The 17,048-nt window shown below is 64.1% G+C and carries 9 protein-coding genes; 8 read left to right on the top strand and 1 reads right to left on the bottom strand.

The window, feature by feature from the left end:
* The first annotated feature begins 104 nt into the window (after positions 1–104).
* The 3 genes from AB4O09_RS10540 to AB4O09_RS10530 are packed head-to-tail and all read left to right on the top strand — an operon-like array spanning position 105 to position 4,629.
* Positions 105–1,253 (top strand): efflux RND transporter periplasmic adaptor subunit, encoded by a 1,149-nt coding sequence (locus AB4O09_RS10540; protein WP_027912965.1) that lies wholly within the window; start codon positions 105–107, stop codon positions 1,251–1,253.
* The gene (locus AB4O09_RS10535; RefSeq protein ID WP_039012690.1) at positions 1,254–3,224 is read left to right on the top strand and encodes a MacB family efflux pump subunit; all 1,971 of its coding nucleotides are present in this window, start codon (positions 1,254–1,256) and stop codon (positions 3,222–3,224) included.
* Between the two features lie 10 nt (positions 3,225–3,234).
* Positions 3,235–4,629 carry an efflux transporter outer membrane subunit gene (locus AB4O09_RS10530; RefSeq protein WP_060614041.1) on the top strand — a complete coding sequence of 465 codons (1,395 nt, stop codon included), beginning with the start codon at positions 3,235–3,237 and terminating at the stop codon, positions 4,627–4,629.
* 462 nt (positions 4,630–5,091) lie between these two features.
* Here the strand turns inward: AB4O09_RS10530 and pvdP are convergent, their stop codons facing one another.
* The gene (gene pvdP / locus AB4O09_RS10525) at positions 5,092–6,708 is read right to left on the bottom strand and encodes a pyoverdine maturation tyrosinase PvdP (protein WP_028237323.1); all 1,617 of its coding nucleotides are present in this window, start codon (positions 6,706–6,708) and stop codon (positions 5,092–5,094) included.
* A gap of 337 nt (positions 6,709–7,045) precedes the next feature.
* Between pvdP and pvdM the strand changes: the two genes are divergently transcribed.
* The 5 genes from pvdM to AB4O09_RS10500 all read left to right on the top strand — a co-directional run bounded on the left by pvdM (position 7,046) and on the right by AB4O09_RS10500 (position 16,693).
* Positions 7,046–8,416 carry a pyoverdine-tailoring dipeptidase-like protein PvdM gene (gene pvdM / locus AB4O09_RS10520; RefSeq protein WP_013693933.1) on the top strand — a complete coding sequence of 457 codons (1,371 nt, stop codon included), beginning with the start codon at positions 7,046–7,048 and terminating at the stop codon, positions 8,414–8,416.
* Positions 8,413–9,708 carry a pyoverdine-tailoring periplasmic protein PvdN gene (gene pvdN / locus AB4O09_RS10515; protein ID WP_460108165.1) on the top strand — a complete coding sequence of 432 codons (1,296 nt, stop codon included), beginning with the start codon at positions 8,413–8,415 and terminating at the stop codon, positions 9,706–9,708. Before pvdM ends, pvdN begins: the two co-directional genes overlap by 4 nt.
* Before the next feature lie 23 nt (positions 9,709–9,731).
* Positions 9,732–10,607: a dihydropyoverdine dehydrogenase gene (gene pvdO, locus AB4O09_RS10510; RefSeq protein ID WP_003203963.1), complete on the top strand. Its 876-nt coding sequence runs from the start codon at positions 9,732–9,734 to the stop codon at positions 10,605–10,607.
* Between the two features lie 226 nt (positions 10,608–10,833).
* Positions 10,834–12,492 carry a cyclic peptide export ABC transporter gene (locus AB4O09_RS10505; protein WP_003203965.1) on the top strand — a complete coding sequence of 553 codons (1,659 nt, stop codon included), beginning with the start codon at positions 10,834–10,836 and terminating at the stop codon, positions 12,490–12,492.
* A gap of 37 nt (positions 12,493–12,529) precedes the next feature.
* Positions 12,530–16,693 carry an amino acid adenylation domain-containing protein gene (locus AB4O09_RS10500; protein ID WP_460108163.1) on the top strand — a complete coding sequence of 1,388 codons (4,164 nt, stop codon included), beginning with the start codon at positions 12,530–12,532 and terminating at the stop codon, positions 16,691–16,693.
* Positions 16,694–17,048 lie beyond the last annotated feature (355 nt).

The raw sequence follows: 17,048 nt of genomic DNA, 5'->3' as shown, positions 1-17,048 counted from the left end.
TGTTTCACACCAGTAAATTCCCGCCCGGAACGCTCGTTTACCAGAACAGCCTCCCGTCCCTGCCCTTCCTGGGACGGGCCCGATATCACCGGCCGGAACCCCGCATGAAACGTCCCCGCCCTACCCGACGCGCCTGGCTTCTCACCTTCGCTCTGCTTCCGGCCGTGGCCTTCGCCGCGTGGCAAGCGGTCGCGCCAAGCCGGGCGCCCCTGGTCACCGCGCCCGTCACCCGTGGCGATATAGAAAACAGCGTCACCGCCCTGGGCACCCTGCAACCGCGGCGTTATGTCGACGTCGGCGCCCAGGCGTCCGGGCAGATCCAGAAGATTCATGTGGAAGCCGGCGACGAGGTGCGCGAAGGCCAGTTGCTGGTCGAAATCGACCCATCCACACAAAAAGCCCGGCTCGACGCCGGGCGTTTTTCCATCGAGAACCTCAAGGCCCAGCTCCAGGAACAGCGCGCCCAGCACGACCTGGCGCAGCAGAAATCCCGCCGCCAGCAGCAACTCAAGGCCGGCGGCGCCACCCGCGAGGAAGACGTGCAGACAGCCCAGGCCGAAGTGCGAGCGACCCAGGCACGCATCGACATGTTCCAGGCGCAGATCCGCCAGGCCCAGGCCAGCCTGCGCAGCGACGAGGCTGAATTGGGCTATACGCGCATCTATGCGCCGATGAGCGGCACCGTGGTCGCCGTCGGTGCCCGGGAAGGCCAGACCCTCAACGCCCAGCAGCAAACCCCGTTGATCCTGCGCATCGCGCGCCTGTCGCCGATGACCGTCTGGGCCGAAGTTTCGGAAGCCGACATCGGCCACGTCAAACCGGGCATGACCGCTTACTTCACCACCCTGGCCGGCGGCAGTCGGCGCTGGAGCAGCACCGTTCGCCAGATCCTCCCGGTGCCGCCACGTCCGCTGGAAGCCAGCCAGGGCGGCAGCCCCAGCGGTGGGCGCAGCGGCAGCGAACGGGTGGTGCTCTACACCGTGTTGCTCGACGTCGACAATGCCGACCGCGCGCTGATGACCGACATGACCGCCCAGGTGTTTTTTGTCGCCGCCCAAGCCAACGACGTGCTGACCGTGCCCATCGCCGCCTTGCAGGACACCGGCCAGGTGCGGGTGCTGGCCGACAATGGCGATGTCCAGCCGCGCACCGTTCGCACTGGCGTCAGTGATCGGCTGCGCACCGAAATTGTCGACGGCCTGAGCGAAGGCGACCGGGTGCTGATCGGCCCGGCCAGCGGCAGCGGAGGCTGAATGAACACGCCCCTGATCGAACTGCGGGACATTCGCAAGGCCTACGGCGGTGGCGACAGCCCTCGGGTGGAGGTGCTGCGCGGCATCGACTTGGCCATTCACGCAGGGGAATTCCTGGCGATTGTCGGGGCGTCCGGCTCCGGCAAATCCACCTTGATGAACATCCTCGGCTGCCTCGACCGCCCCACCAGTGGCGAGTACCGTTTCGCCGGCGAAGACGTCGCCAATCTGGGCAACGATGAACTGGCCTGGTTGCGGCGCGAAGCGTTCGGTTTCGTGTTCCAGGGCTATCACCTGATCCCCTCTGGCACCGCCCAGGAAAACGTCGAGATGCCGGCCATCTACGCCGGCACCTCGGCCGCCGAGCGCCACGCCCGGGCCAGCGCCCTGCTCGAGCGCCTGGGCCTGGCCAGCCGCACCGGCAACCGCCCCCATCAATTGTCCGGCGGCCAGCAGCAACGAGTGTCGATAGCCCGCGCCTTGATGAATGGCGGCCACATCATCCTCGCCGACGAACCCACCGGCGCCCTCGACAGCCAGAGCGGCATCGAAGTCATGGCCTTGCTCGACGAGCTGGCGAGCCAGGGCCATGTGGTGATCCTGATCACCCACGACCGCGAAGTGGCGGCCCGGGCCAAGCGCATCATCGAGATCCGCGACGGACTGATCATCAGCGACAGCGCCAGCTCCTTGCCGAGCGAGGTGCCAGCCAACCCAAAGGCACTGCAAGCCGTGGACCTGCGCCAGCGCCTGAGTGCCGGCAGCGAACACAACGGCGCCTGGAAAGGTGAGCTGGTGGACGCGGTACAAGCGGCGTGGCGGGTCATGTGGATCAATCGCTTTCGCACCGCCCTGACGCTACTGGGCATCGTCATCGGCGTGGCCTCGGTGGTGGTCATGCTGGCCGTGGGCGAAGGCAGCAAGCGCCAGGTCATGGCCCAGATGGGCGCCTTCGGCTCGAACATCATCTACCTCAACGGCACCGCGCCAAACCCGCGCGCCGCCAAGGGCATCATCAGCGAGTACGACCTGGCCGCCCTCGCCGCCCTGCCCGAGGTGCAACGGATCATGCCGGTCAACGGTGCCAACGCCAGCGTGCGTTTCGGCAACCTCGACCACACCAGCTATGTCGGCGGCAACGACACCAATTTCCCGACCATCTTCAATTGGCCGGTGGCCGAGGGCAGCTACTTCAGCGAAGCCGACGAACGCAGCGCCGCGGCAGTGGCGGTGATCGGCCACAGGGTCCGGCAGAAACTGCTCAAGGATGTCGCCGACCCCATCGGCCGCTACATCCTGATCGAGAACGTGCCGTTCCAAGTGGTCGGCGTACTGGCCGAAAAAGGCGCCAGCTCCGGGGACTCCGACGCCGACAACCGTGTGGCGGTGCCCTACTCCGCCGCCAGCGTGCGGCTGTTCGGCACGCGTCATCCCGAGTACGTGGTGATCGCCGCCAAGGACGCGGGTAAGGTCCAGCAGGCCGAGCAAGCCGTCTCGCGGACGCTGTTGCGCCTGCACGACGGCAAGCAGGATTTCGAACTGACCAACAACGCCGCGATGATCCAGGCCGAGGCGCGCACCCAGGGCACGCTGTCGCTGATGCTCGGCGCCATCGCCGCGATTTCACTGTTGGTGGGTGGCATCGGCGTAATGAACATCATGCTCATGACCGTGCGCGAACGCACCCGCGAGATCGGCATCCGCATGGCTACCGGCGCCCGGCAGCGCGACATCCTGCGCCAATTTCTCACCGAAGCGGTGATGCTCTCGGTGGTCGGCGGGCTCGCCGGTATCGGCCTGGCCCTGCTGGTGGGCGGCGCGTTGCTGCTGGGCAATATCGCCGTGGCCTTCGAATGGCTGGCGGTGTTCGGCGCCTTCGGCTGCGCCCTGGTCACCGGCGTTGTCTTCGGTTTCATGCCGGCCCGCAAGGCCGCCCGCCTCGACCCGGTCGCGGCCCTTACCAGTGAATGAACCCCACGCTATGAAAGTCCACCTGACCCTCCTGGCCGCCAGTCTTTTACTGGTGGCCTGCGGCACCCCTTTGTCGGCACCAGACAGCGGCCTCCAACCGCCACCGGCCTGGCAGAAACTCGATACGCCCGGCGCACGAGCGGATAACCAGCAATGGTGGACGCACTTCGGTAGCCCGCAATTGAACCGCTTGATCGAGCAAGCGCGCCTGGACAGCCACGACCTCGCCGCTGCCATGGCTCGGGTGCGCCAGGCCGAGGCCAGCGCGGTGATCGCCGGCGCGCCGTTGCTGCCAGCGGTCACGGCCGGGCTCAACGGCAATCGCCAGCAGTTGTTGCGCGGCAAGGGCTACAGCCAGCTGGATGTGGATCGGAACAACCGCACCATCGATTACTACGACGCCAACCTCAGTGCCACTTATGAGCTGGATTTCTGGGGCGGCAAACGGGCGGCCCGGGACAGTGCGTTGAAGACGTTGTCGGCCAGCCAGTTCGACCGCGCGACGGTGGAGTTGACCCTGCTCAGCGGCGTCGCCAACAACTACACCCAGGCCTTGTCCCTGCGCGAGCAACAGCGCATCGCCGAACAGAACCTGGGCAACGCCCAACGCGTACTCGATCTGGTGCAGACCCGCTACGACGCCGGCAGCGCCACTGCCCTGGAACTGTCCCAGCAAAAAAGCCTGGTGGCGGCCCAGCAACGCCGCTTGCCCCAGGTGCAGCAACAGGCCCGCGAAGCCTTGATTACCCTGGCGACGCTGCTGGGGCAACCGGTGCAGTCGGTCACACTCGACGACGACAGTTTCGACCGCCTGCACTGGCCGGCCATCGACGCTGGCGTGCCCAGCCAATTGCTGAGCCGCCGCCCGGACATCGCCGCCGCCGAAGCCCGCCTCGCCGCCGCCCAGGCCGACATCACCGTCGCCCGCGCCGCCATGCTGCCCAGCGTGACCCTGGGCCTGAGCCTCGCCACCGGCGCCGACATCGCCGACCAGTTGCTGCGCAACAACGTCTACAACCTCGGCGCCGGCCTGGCCGCGCCGATATTCAACAATGGCCGCCTGAAGGCCGAACGAGACAGGACCATCGCGCGCCAGGAGGAACTGCTGGACCTCTACCGCGCCGCCATCATCAACGGCTTCGCCGACGTCGAAAAAGCCCTGAACGGCATCAACGGCCTGGACCGCCAACGGCAGTGGCAAAGCGAAGAACTGCACCAGGCCCAGACCGCCTTCGACATCGCCCAACGCCGCTACCAGGCCGGCGCCGAAGACCTGCTTACCGTACTGGAAACCCAACGCACCCTCTTCGCCGCCCAGGACATGAACGTGCAATTGCGATTGGCGCGGGTGCAGGCGAGCGTGGCGTTGTACAAGGCGTTGGGTGGGGGTTGGCAGGTCATGTAGGCCTTTACATTTCGATCGTTCCCACGCAGAGCATGGGAACGATCGGGTCGCGGGGGGCTGTGAAGATCGTTCCTCACGCTCCGCGTGGGAATGCAGCCAGGGACGCTCCGCGTCCCAAAGAGCCGAACGCAGAGCGTCCGTAGAGGCGTTCCCACGCAGAGCGTGGGAACGATCGGGTCGCGGGGGCTGTGAAGATCGTTCCTCACGCTCCGCGTGGGAATGCAGCCAGGGACGCTCCGCGTCCCAAAGAGCCGAACGCAGAGCGTCCGTAGAGGCGTTCCCACGCAGAGCGTGGGAACGATCAGGTCGCGGGGGCTGTGAAGATCGTTCCTCACGCTCCGCGTGGGAATGCAGCCAGGGACGCTCCGCGTCCCAAAGAGCCGAACGCAGAGCGTCCGTAGAGGCGTTCCCACGCAGAGCGTGGGAACGATCAGTCAATGGTGTTCATCCAGTTAGGAAGGGTTAAACCGGTTTGGATTTGAGATTGCGCGCATACCACGGCCGTTGCGGTACGCGGCGGAACAGTTCGGAGAGTTTTTTGTCGTCGCTGCCGAAGGTGATGCGCAGCGCCAGTTTCATGGTTTCCGGGTCCATTTCCACCGAACGCCCAACCTGCAGCCCCGGCGTGGTGCTGCAACCGTGGGTATCCGGGCCTAGCCAAGGGTCGGCGATTTCCACCCAGCGGCCCGGGGCAAACCAGGGCACGCCGTTGACTTCAAGCCGGCTCACTTCCCCCGGGTGGAAACGTTCGTGGGCACGGAACCAGTCTTCGATACGGTCGTCGATCCAGCCGTGGAAGGCCCAGAACACCGGGTTCACGTGGGAGGAAAACGGATCGCCGAGAAAGTCGTTTTCCGGGGCGAACCAACGCTGGGCGAAGTCCGACGGGTCGCGGGCGAACGGTACCGGGTGGCCGTTGGACGGGTCGCGTGGCACCGAAGCCCAGCGCATGTGCAGCCAGTCGTGCAGGCCCAGTTCCACTTCCGAACCAAACTGACCCAGGGTCAGCTTCGACAGGTAGCGCGGGTCGCGGTAGCGTGATTCCCAGACCTGGAAATTGCTGTGGTACGTCTCGGCGGTCTTGATGTCGCTGACCCACTGGGCGTACTGCTCGTCTCCCCTGGCCAGCCAGGTCGGCGGCAAGGCCGTGCCATCGTGGTTGTCGAGGTAGCGGGCGAACCCAAGGCGATCGCGCTCAAGCTCCGGTTGCGGCAAGGGGAAGTGCGACCACGACGGCAGCGGCTGGAACGAACGCGCCGTGCCGAGCATGTGCCGGTGCATGAAAAAGAAGTCCACGCCCGAGCCGTTGCGATCCTTGCGCTTGCCGCGAGCATCACGCTCCTGATCCCGAGGCCCAGGCTGCCAACCGATGCCGCGCAGGGCGTTGCGCTTGTCCTCGTCCAGGGTGTGCCATTTGTCCCGGGTGGCATGCCAGAGCTGGTGGAACAGCCGATGCTCGGGCGACACCAGCCAGGCCAGCAGCGCCGGGCTCAGCGGCGTGCGCTCCCGAGCCTCGGGGAAACGCTGCTTGAGGGCGATGAAATGATTGTCCTGTTCAGGCAGCGCCAAGGGACGGTCCAGGCGCCACACACGACCACTGAGGGTGGCGCTGCCGGCATTGCCAAAGCTGGCCCAGACTTCGTCCAGGGTCATGGTGAATTCATAGTCCGGCGCGTCCTGTCGAGCACTCATCAGCCGCCAGCTCAGTTGCTTCGGGTCGGTGCCGGCCAGGTCGCCCAACACCCGATAACGCGGCTCGTCGGCGCCGCGCAAGCGTTCGGCGCTGTCGAGGTAGCCCACCAGGCCACGGCCCCTCTGGCCGATATCGAGGAAGACCTGCAGATCGTCCTGGGGCAAGCCTTCAAGGCCGGCGTCGCGGCCGGTGAAACGGATCGTCCAGATGCCCCGCAACGTATCGGCCCGGCGCTGGCCCGCTACGTCAGCCACGTCGAACGAGGCCTCGCCGGGGGTGATGCTCAGGTCCGGTCGGGTCAGTTCGCGATGCCCGTAATACACCGCAGGCACGGCGGCACCGGTCAGCGCCAGGCCTGCCATGAACCATCGTCGAGAAATCGTCATTGCCTTACCTGTGTTCGGCCCTGGAGCGGGCTTTATCCAAGCTAGAACGATGGGGGGGCTGACAAATTTATAGGGGCTGTTACGGCCTCATCGCGAGCAGGCTCGCTCCCACAGGGGAGCTGAGTACATTCGGCAGAGGCTGGTCAGCTGTAAGGTCGCCTCGCGAGCAAGCTTTGCTCCCACAGGTGAAACCCATTGCAATTGCACTGTGGGAGCAAAGCTTGCTCGCGATGGCGGCCCCGAGGACGCCTAAATTTCCCCGCCGATCACTCGTTCTCCCCAGATAGCAAAGGCCCCCGCGCCTGTCCTTCCAAGGCGAACCTGACTGAGATCGGCAATGACAACACCTCGTTCGAAAAAGGCTCTTTTCATCGGCCTGCCCCTGGCCCTGGCGTTGGCCGTCGGTGCTGGCGTCGCGGCTTGGGACCATTGGTGGCGGGACAACCCCGGCTACCCGGTCAAGGTGATGAAAGAAGCCAGGGAACTGCACGAACGCCTGCTGTCCTTCGACAGCCACATCACCGTGCCGCTGGATTTCGGCACCGCTGGCAACGAAGCCGACAAGGACGGCAAGGGTCAGTTCGACCTGGTCAAAGCCAACCGCGGCCACCTGTCCGGCGCGGCCCTGACGGTGTTCGGCTGGCCGGAGTTGTGGAACGGACCCAACGCCCCGCACAAGCCCACCGCCGGCTTCGTCGAGGAAGCGCGCAACCAGCAGGAAGTGCGCTACAAGATCATCACCGGCATGGTCCGCGACTTCCCCAACCAGGTCGCCATCGCCTACACCCCGGATGATTTCCGCCGCCTGCACGGCGAAGGCAAGTTCGCGATCTTCATCAGCATGCTCAACGCCTATCCCCTGGGCCACGACCTGAACCTGCTGGACCTGTGGACAGCGCGGGGCATGCGCATGTTCGGCTTCAGCTACATCGGCAACAACGACTGGGCCGACTCCTCGCGTCCACTACCGTTCTTCAACGATTCGCCCGACGCCCTCGGCGGCCTGTCGGATATCGGCAAGCAAGCGGTGACGCGCCTGAACGACCTGGGCGTGATCATTGACGTGTCGCAGATGTCGACCCAGGCCCTGGAGCAAGTCGCGCAACTGAGCCGCACGCCGCTGGTGGCCTCCCATTCGGCGCCACGGGCGATGGTGGACATTCCACGCAACCTCAGCGACAAGGAAATGCAACTGATCAAGGCCAGCGGCGGCGTGGTGCAGATCGTCGGCTTCTCCCAGTACCTGCGCCCGCTGACGCAAAAGACCCAGGACAAACTCAACGCCCTGCGTGAGCGTTTCGACCTGCCGCCACTGCCCAACCTGGCGATGGCGCTGATGCCCGGCGACCCGATCATCGCCGCCTGGCCGGAACAGAAATTCGGCGAATACGCCGGCCAGCTCTACGGCATCCTCGAAGACGAACCCAAGGCCAGCCTCAAGGACCTGGGGGACGCCATCGACTACACCGTGCGCAAGATCGGCATCGACCACGTCGGCATCAGTTCGGACTTCAACGAAGGCGGCGGTGTGAAAGGCTGGGAGAACGTCGGCGACATCCGCAACGTCACCGCCGAACTGCTGACCCGCGGCTACTCCGAAGCCGACATCGCCAAACTGTGGGGCGGCAATTTCCTGCGGGTCTGGGACCAGGTCCAGAAAGCCTCCCGCCCCGCCATCGCCTCGACCCAGAAGACCGTCCAGCCATGAATGAACGTCGCACTTTCCTGAAGCAGGCCGGGATCCTCGCCGCCGGCCTGCCCCTCGCCGCCGGCCTGCCCCTCGCCGCCAGCCTGCCCACGGCCAGCGCCGCTCCTCTGCCGCCGCTGCCGAAAAATAAATGGGCGCAACTGCGCTCGCTGTTCAACCAGGACCCGGACTACCTGCACTTCTCCAATTTCCTGGTCACCACCCACCCGCGCCCGGTGCGCGAGGCCATCGAAGCACACCGCGCCGCCCTGGATAAAAACCCGGGGCTGCTGATGGACTGGGACCTGGGCGTCACCGAAGAACGCGAGGAAAACGTCCGCACCTGGGCCGGCCGCTACCTGCAAGCGACGCCCAAGCAGATCGCCCTCACCGGCAGCACCACCGAAGGCCTGTCGATGATCTACGGCGGCGTCCATGTGGCAGCCGACCAGGAAATCCTCAGCACCGCCCACGAACACTACGCCACCCACACCATTCTCGACCTGCGCAGCCAAAGGACCGGAACACGGGTACGCAAGATCAAGCTGTTCGAGAACGCCCACGACGCCAGCCACGAACAAATCCTCACGGCCATCGACCGCAACATCCGCCCCGAAACCCGGGTGCTGGGCATGACCTGGGTGCATTCGGGCAGCGGCGTGAAACTGCCGATCGACAAGATCGGCGCCCTGGTGGACCAGCACAACCAGGGCCGCAGCGATGAGCAGCGAATCATTTATGTGGTGGACGGCGTGCACGGTTTCGGCGTCGAAGACCTCAGTTTCCCCGAGATGAATTGCGACTTTTTCATCGCCGGCACCCATAAGTGGATGTTCGGCCCGCGCGGCACGGGCCTGGTGTGCAGCCGCAGCGAAGAGCTCAAGTACGTCACGCCGATCATCCCGACCTTTTCCGAAGCCACGGCGTTTTCCACGGTCATGACCCCGGGGGGCTACCACGCCTTCGAGCATCGCTGGGCGGCGGACGAGGCGTTCAAGTTGCACCTGCAACTGGGCAAGGCCGAGGTGCAGGCGCGGATCCATGCCCTCAACAGCTATCTGAAAAAACAGTTGGTGGCACAACCGCAGATCGAGCTGGTCACGCCGCTGAGCCCAGACCTGTCCGCCGGCTTCACCTTCTTCCGGGTCAAGGGCCGCGAGAGCGACGAGGTGGCCGCCTACCTGATGAAGAACCGCGTGATCGCCGATGCCGTGCATCGCGATGCGGGGCCGGTGGTCCGTACTGCGCCGGGGCTGCTCAACACGGGGGCCGAGATCGATCGCTTCATGGGGTTGCTGGGCAAGACACTCTGAACATGACTTATCGAGAGAGATGGATGAACAGTTTTTCGCTGAAGCTATTCCCGGCACTGGCCCTCGCCGCCCTGCTGCCCTCCGGCGCCCAGGCCTCGCAACCGGGCCAGGTCTTTCGCGACTGCAAGGACTGCCCGGAAATGGTCGTGCTGCCCACCGGCACCTTCCAGATGGGCACCCTGGAAAACGAAGTGGGACGCGAGCCCGACGAAGGCCCGATGCACCCGGTGACGTTCGCCAAGCCGCTGGCGATCAGTCGTTTCCAGGTGCTCAAGGGTGAATGGTTCGCCTACCTGCGCGACACCGGCTACACGATGCCCGACGGCGACAAACGTCCCGGTCGCGCCTGCAAGGCCGGCATCCCGGACTACCAGGGCAGTGACCCGCGCAAGCAGTACACAGACCGACATCCGGCGGTGTGCATGGATTTCGCCGAGGCCAATGCCTACGTGGCGTGGTTGTCGAAAAAGACCGGTAAACAGTACCGACTGGTCAGCGAGTCCCTGCGCGAATACGCAGCACGCGGCGGCAGCGCCGACCCGTTCCCCTTCCCGTTCGATGACGGCAAGGACTACAGCATCGCCCAGCACGCCAACACCTACGGCGCGGCCGACGGCTACAACTTCACCGCTCCGGCCGGCAGCTTCGCACCCAACGCCTTCGGCGTGTACGACATGCACGGCAACGTCTACGAATGGACCGCCGATTGCTACAACGAAAACTATGTAGGCGCCCCGAGCGATGGCAGCGCCTGGCTCAGCGGTGATTGCAAGGCACGCCGCATCCGCGGCAACGACTGGGGCGAAGCACCGGTGTTCTCCCGCTCGGGCAATCGCAACGCGGTGTACCCCGATGCACGGGGCGATTGGCTGGGATTTCGGGTGGCGCGGGATATGTAGGCGCCCCAAGTGGGAGCAAAGCTTGCTCGCGATGCAGACACCTCGATTTCACAGGGAACCGCGTCGCCTTCATCGCGGGCAAGTCTTGCTCCCACAGAATAAATTCCCCTCCTCTCAAATCGTTCTAAAGAGGGGCACAACCCAATCCAGCGTGCCTTCGCCCTAAAGCCCTCCCGGCGAACACCCGCGATGGCCTTCGCCCTTTTCATCAAGCAGGGATACCTCCATGAGCCAACCAACACGCGGAGTGATCAATGAACTGTTCACCCTGCTCAAACCCTTCAGGCTGATTGTCGTAGGCTCCATCCTCTTGGGCATGTTGGGCGGCCTGAGCATCACCGCGCTGCTGGCCACCATCAACGACGCCCTGAACGCCGCCGTCACGCCCACGTTCCAGATGCTGATGAAGTTTGCCGGCCTCTGCGCGGCGGCCCTGCTGACCTCGATTCTTTCCGACATCGGCACCAACCACGTCGGCCAGAACATCATCGCCGAGCTGCGTAAATCCCTCGGCAAGAAAGTGCTGCTGGCGCCCATCGAACAGATCGAGCGCTTTCGCAGCCATCGGCTCATCCCGGTGCTGACCCACGACGTCAACACGGTCAGCAGTTTCGCGTTTTCGTTCGCGCCACTGGCCATCGCCTTCACCGTGACCCTCGGTTGCCTGGGTTATCTGGCCTACCTGTCGCTGCCGATGTTCTTGTTGCTACTGGTGGCTCTGGTGATCGGCACGGTCGTGCAATACGTGGCCCGGGCCCGCGGCATCCGGGGCTTCGAAGACGCCCGCGAGGCCGAAGACGCGCTGCAGAAACACTACAGCGCAATCGCCGCCGGAGCCAAGGAACTGCGCATCCATCGCCCACGCCGCCAGCGCATGTTCAGCCAGCGCATCGAAGCCACCGCCGACTACATCTGCGACACCAATATCCGCTCGGTCAACACCTTCGTGGTGGCCAAGACCTTCGGCTCGATGCTGTTTTTTGTGGTTATCGGCCTGGTGCTGGCCCTGCAATCGCTGTGGCTGGGCACCGATAAGGCCGTGCTCAGCGGTTTCGTGCTGGTGCTGTTGTACATGAAGGGCCCGCTGGAATACCTGGTGATGACCTTGCCGGTGATCAGCCGGGCGAACATTGCGTTCAAGCGCATCGCCGAACTGGCCGAACAGTTTTCCTCACCCGAACCGCACCTGCTGCTCAATGACAAGCGCGTCGCCAAGCCGACAATCCAGCAGCTGGAATTGCGTGACGTGCATTACGCCTTCCCGGCGGTCGACGGCAGCCAAGCCTTTGCCCTTGGACCGGTCAACCTGTCCATTGCCCAGGGCGACATTGTGTTCATCGTCGGCGAGAACGGTGGCGGCAAGACCACGCTGATCAAGCTGCTGCTGGGGCTCTATGCCCCCCAGGGCGGCGACATCCTCCTCGATGGCGAGCCGGTGCTGGCGGCTCAACGTGACGATTATCGCCAACTGTTCACGACGATTTTTGCCGATTACTACCTGTTCGATGAACTGGTCCAGGGCGATCAACAAGTGCCTGAAAATGCCAACCGCTACCTGGAACGCCTGGAAATCGCTCATAAGGTCAGCATCCGCGACGGTGCCTTCAGCACCACCGACCTGTCCACCGGCCAACGCAAACGCCTGGCGCTGCTCAACGCCTGGCTGGAAGAACGCCCGGTGCTGGTGTTCGATGAATGGGCCGCTGACCAGGATCCGGTGTTCCGCCGCATTTTCTATACCGAACTGCTGCCGGAACTGAAGGCGCTGGGCAAAACCATCATCGTCATTTCCCACGACGATCGTTACTTCGATATCGCCGACCAACTGATCCGGATGCAGGCCGGTCGGGTCGTCAGTGAAAAGGTCCCGGCAGCCTTTGCCTGAGCCTGCCCGACGCAATGCTGTTTACCGCGAGAACACCATGAACGAACTGCTAGATGATGATCTGCTGACGCTGCTGCTGGAGGATGTCGCTGGCGACAGGCACGAAAACTCCCGCCGGCTGGACCGCGCGCCCTTGTCTTTTGCCCAGCAACGCTTGTGGTTGGAGCAACAGCGCGACCCGACCCGTTCGGCCTACAACCTGCCACGCGCCCTGCGCCTGACGGGCGAACTCAATGCCGACGCCCTGGAGCAGGCACTCAATCGCGTCATCGACCGCCACGACATCCTGCGCACCGCGTTCATTGAAATCGACGGCGCCGCGAGCCAGGTGGTCGAGCGCAACGTTTGCCTGACCCTGCACCGGGATGACCTTGCCACGCTCGACCAGCCGGCACGCACCTTGGCGCTCTCACAGCGCATCGAGCAGCATGCCCGGCAACCGTTCGATCTCACCCAGGCGCCGCTGATGCGGGCAACGCTGCTGCGGCTGCGCAGCGACGAACATGTGCTGTTGCTCAACATGCATCACATCGTCTCCGATGCCTGGTCCAACACGATCCTCATGCAGGACATGACCCAGGCCTATGCCCAGGCCTTGCTCGGCGATCCGTCAGCGCTGCCGCCGCTGCCCATGCAATACGCCGACTACGCCACCCATCAGCGAGGCGAGTACTTGCAGAGCGCAGCCTGCCAGCGCAGCGGCGAATACTGGAGCAATTACCTGGGCCACGACCTGCCCACGCTGGAACTGCCCCAGGATTTCCCCCGCGCCACTCGCCAGCAACCGATGGCCGGACGCGTGCATGTGGCGCTTGCCCCGGCAATGACCCAGGCCCTGGAAGCATTCTGCCAACGCCAGGGGCTGACGCCTTTCGTGGTGGCGCTGGGTGCCTGGCAATTGTTGCTGGGCCGCTACGGCAACCAGAACGACTTTACCGTCGGCGTCCCCAACGCCAATCGCAACAGCCATGAAAGCCAGGACCTGGTGGGTTTTTTCGTCAGCAGCCAGGTGTATCGGGCGCGGATCGACTCGGCCCGCAGCACGTTGGAGTTTCTCCGGGATCTACGCGCGCAGTCCCTCGCCGCGCTTGAACATGCCGACTACCCGTTGGAGCTGATCCTTGATCAGTTGCAACGTCCCGGCGTACAGGGCGCCAACCCGCTGTTCCAGGTCTTGTTCAACTGGCGCACCGGCACGCCCGCACTGCCGGCGCCGACCCGAGGTCAACTGACGCTGGAATTTCTCGATACCGGTGACAGCCAGGCCAAGTTCGACTTGTCGCTGGATGTCGACTATTCACAGCAGCAGATCGTGGCGACATTCGAATACCGCCGTGATCTCTACCGCGCAGACACCATCGAGCGCATGGCCGAGCACTGGCAGAACCTGTTGCGGGGCCTGATCGAGACGCCCGAACGCGCCCTCGGCGAACTGCCATTGCTCAACACCGATGAACAGCAGCAAACCCTGGACCACTGGAACCGCCAGCCGACTCGACTGCATCGCGGACAGTGCCTGCACCAATTGATCGAAACCCATGCCGCCGCCACGGGCGACGCCATCGCCCTGACCTTTGAAGGGCAGCACATGAGTTATGCCAAGCTCAACCGACAAGCCAACCAATTGGCCCATCGGCTGATCGCCCAAGGCGTCGGGCCCGACGTATTGGTCGGCATTGCCGTCGAGCGCACGCCGCAGATGATCATCGGCCTGCTGGCGATCCTCAAGGCCGGCGGTGCCTACGTGCCACTGGACCCGGCCTACCCGGCTGACCGCCTGGCCTACATGATCCAGGACAGCGGCGTCACGCAGATCCTGACCCAGGCCCATCTGCGTGAATCGCTGGCGCTGCCCGCTGGCATCAACTGTTTGTTGCTCGACCCCGTCGCTGTCGATGGCGACTATCCCGAGCACAATCCTGACGTGCCGATGCACCCGGATAACCTGGCGTACGTGATCTACACCTCAGGCTCGACCGGCCAGCCCAAAGGCGCGTTGCTTGCCCACCACAACGTCAACCGATTGTTCCAGGCCACGGACCACTGGTTCAGCTTCGATCAGCAGGACGTCTGGTGCCTGTTTCATTCCTATGCCTTCGACTTTTCCGTGTGGGAGATTTTCGGTGCCCTGCTGCACGGCGGTCGACTGGTCATCGTGCCCCACGCCGTGAGCCGTTCGCCGGAGGATTTCTACGCCCTGCTTTGCCAGGAAAACGTCACGGTGCTCAACCAGACGCCCTCGGCATTCAAGTCGTTGTTGCAGGTCGCCTGCGCGCCTCGCCAGCCTCTCGTCCACCGGTTGCGTCAGGTGATTTTTGGCGGCGAAGCAATTGATGTGCAGAGTTTGCGCCCCTGGTTCGAACGGTTCGGCGACCAGGCGCCGCAGTTGATCAACATGTATGGCATCACCGAGACGACGGTGCACGTCACCTGGCGACCACTGTCGATGAATGACTTGCACTGCGAGGCCGCGAGCCCTATCGGCGAGCCTATCGTCGACCTGTCCTGGTATCTGCTCGACGCGCACCTGAACCCGGTGCCCAAGGGCTGCATCGGTGAGCTGCACGTTGGCCGGGCCGGCCTGGCCCGCGGCTACCACCGGCGCACCGACCTGACCGCCACACGGTTTATCCCCGATCCGTTCGACCCTATTCCGGGTGGACGCCTGTATCGCACCGGCGACCTGGCACGCTACCGCACCGACGGCAGCATCGAGTACATCGGACGCCTGGATCATCAGGTCAAGATCCGTGGATTCCGCATTGAACTGGGCGAAATCCAGGCGCGCCTGCAAACCCTGCCGGCGGTGCGCGATGGTGTCGTGCTGACCCATGAAGGCCCCGGCGGCCTGCAACTGGTCGCCTACGTGATCGCCACGCAACCGGCCACGGCCGAGTTACGCGAAGGTCTGTTGACCGCGCTCAAAGCGCAGTTGCCGGACTACATGGTGCCCAGCCATCTGCTGTTCATCGAGCACTTGCCGCTCAATGCCAACGGCAAGCTTGACCGCAAGGCCTTGCCGGAACCGGACGCCTGTCTGTGGCATTCGAATTACCTGGCGCCCCGCACACAGTTGGAAGAAGCCCTGGCGCAGCTCTGGCAACAGTCCCTCAAGGTTGAGCGCGTGGGGATCAATCACAGTTTCTTTGAACTGGGCGGGCATTCGATCCTGGCGATCGAGCTGATTGCCCAACTCAAGGCCCGCCTGAATATCATCGTGCGGCTGCAGGAGTTGCTGGCCAACCCGAGCGTCGCCGAGCTGGCGCTGTTCATTTCGCAAAAGCACCGCGAACAGACCCCATGTCTTGTCCCCTTGAACACCACCCCCACCGACGCGCCGCAGTTGTTTTGCCTGCATCCCAGCGGTGGCATCGTGTTCTGTTACCAGCCGCTGGCGCGCAAACTCCAACCTCGGGCGCGCACCGTTGGCGTCATGCACCGCGGCTTCAGCGAACCCCACGCAGGGCCTGAAGCCTGGCGCGAGATGATTGCCGATTACGGCCAGGAAATCGTCACGGCCCAGCCGCAAGGTCCCTATTACCTGATGGGCTGGTCGTTGGGCGGCGCCATCGCGCTGGACATCGCCGCGACGCTGGAAAGCCAGGGCCACACCGTGAGTTTTCTCGGTTTGGTGGACAGCACGATTCCTGAACACCTGTACCCGGCGACGTTGTCGCGTCATCGGCATTTACCAGGCGCTGAACAGGCCGACCCGGCCTCTCAGGATCTGCTGGAGGCCATCGAATATTTCGACCTGCTGTTTCCGACCCTCACCGAACGCACGGCGGCTTACCGGCAAGAGCACCCCGCCAGCACGGTCCAGGCATTCCATGAATGGGCCACCCGCCAGATCGAGCCGGGGCGAGGCGATTTGCTGTCAATCGTGCAGAGCGTCAAGGATGAAGTCATGAACGCTCAGGCGTTCTCCGTGCATGATCGGTTGCTGGAGGCCTTTGCTGGGTTCACGTTCAAACCGGTGCGGGTACGACCCAGTTGCTGGTGGACACAGGCGGAAAAAACTCCGGAAGAATTGGCGTTTTGCGAAGCCTTGATAAAGGGTTACAGCCTGGCCGGGGAGCTGCAATGCTCGGTGCATTCTCCGTTGCGTCATCGCAGTATGATTTTTGATGATGCGTTGCTTGATTCGCTGGTCGAGGTTTTTTTGGCCAGTACGATTGAAGGGGAAAAGCGCTTAGGGTAGGTGTGTATATCCGTTTCTTCGGTAACGGCGGCTTAGGGTTCCGCCCTTACGGCGGCTCACTTTTGAAAAGCCCGGAAGCCGGCCCAGTCAAAAGTAAGCAAAACGCTACATGCCCCACCACTTGGTGCCTCGCCTAGGCTCGGCATGCCCTCACTCCGGCATTGCTCCGTGGGCCGCCGCGAAGGGCCATCCATGGCCCAGCGCGGCTCTCCCGGTCGTACGCCCATCAGATCTGCTTGAGCAGAATCTGTGGGAGCAAAGCTTGCGCGCGAGGCGGCCTTACAGCCGGCCTGGCTCTCCCGCTCGTACTCCGATCCCATTGTGGGAGCGAGCTTGCTCGCGAAGGCGTCGGCAC

The sequence above is a fragment of the Pseudomonas sp. H1_F01 genome, from assembly GCF_054681425.1.
The sequence above is the reverse complement of the archived record's forward strand: the minus strand, read 5'-3'. Positions and strand labels throughout refer to the sequence as shown.

Excerpts from the sequence above, each read along its gene's own strand:
- AB4O09_RS10540 (WP_027912965.1), top strand. The coding sequence starts at position 105 with ATGAAACGTCCCCGCCCTACCCGACGCGCCTGGCTTCTCACCTTCGCT.
- AB4O09_RS10535 (WP_039012690.1), top strand. The coding sequence starts at position 1,254 with ATGAACACGCCCCTGATCGAACTGCGGGACATTCGCAAGGCCTACGGC.
- AB4O09_RS10530 (WP_060614041.1), top strand. The coding sequence starts at position 3,235 with ATGAAAGTCCACCTGACCCTCCTGGCCGCCAGTCTTTTACTGGTGGCC.
- pvdP (WP_028237323.1), bottom strand. The coding sequence starts at position 6,708 with ATGACGATTTCTCGACGATGGTTCATGGCAGGCCTGGCGCTGACCGGT.
- pvdM (WP_013693933.1), top strand. The coding sequence starts at position 7,046 with ATGACAACACCTCGTTCGAAAAAGGCTCTTTTCATCGGCCTGCCCCTG.
- pvdN (WP_460108165.1), top strand. The coding sequence starts at position 8,413 with ATGAATGAACGTCGCACTTTCCTGAAGCAGGCCGGGATCCTCGCCGCC.
- pvdO (WP_003203963.1), top strand. The coding sequence starts at position 9,732 with ATGAACAGTTTTTCGCTGAAGCTATTCCCGGCACTGGCCCTCGCCGCC.
- AB4O09_RS10505 (WP_003203965.1), top strand. The coding sequence starts at position 10,834 with ATGAGCCAACCAACACGCGGAGTGATCAATGAACTGTTCACCCTGCTC.
- AB4O09_RS10500 (WP_460108163.1), top strand. The coding sequence starts at position 12,530 with ATGAACGAACTGCTAGATGATGATCTGCTGACGCTGCTGCTGGAGGAT.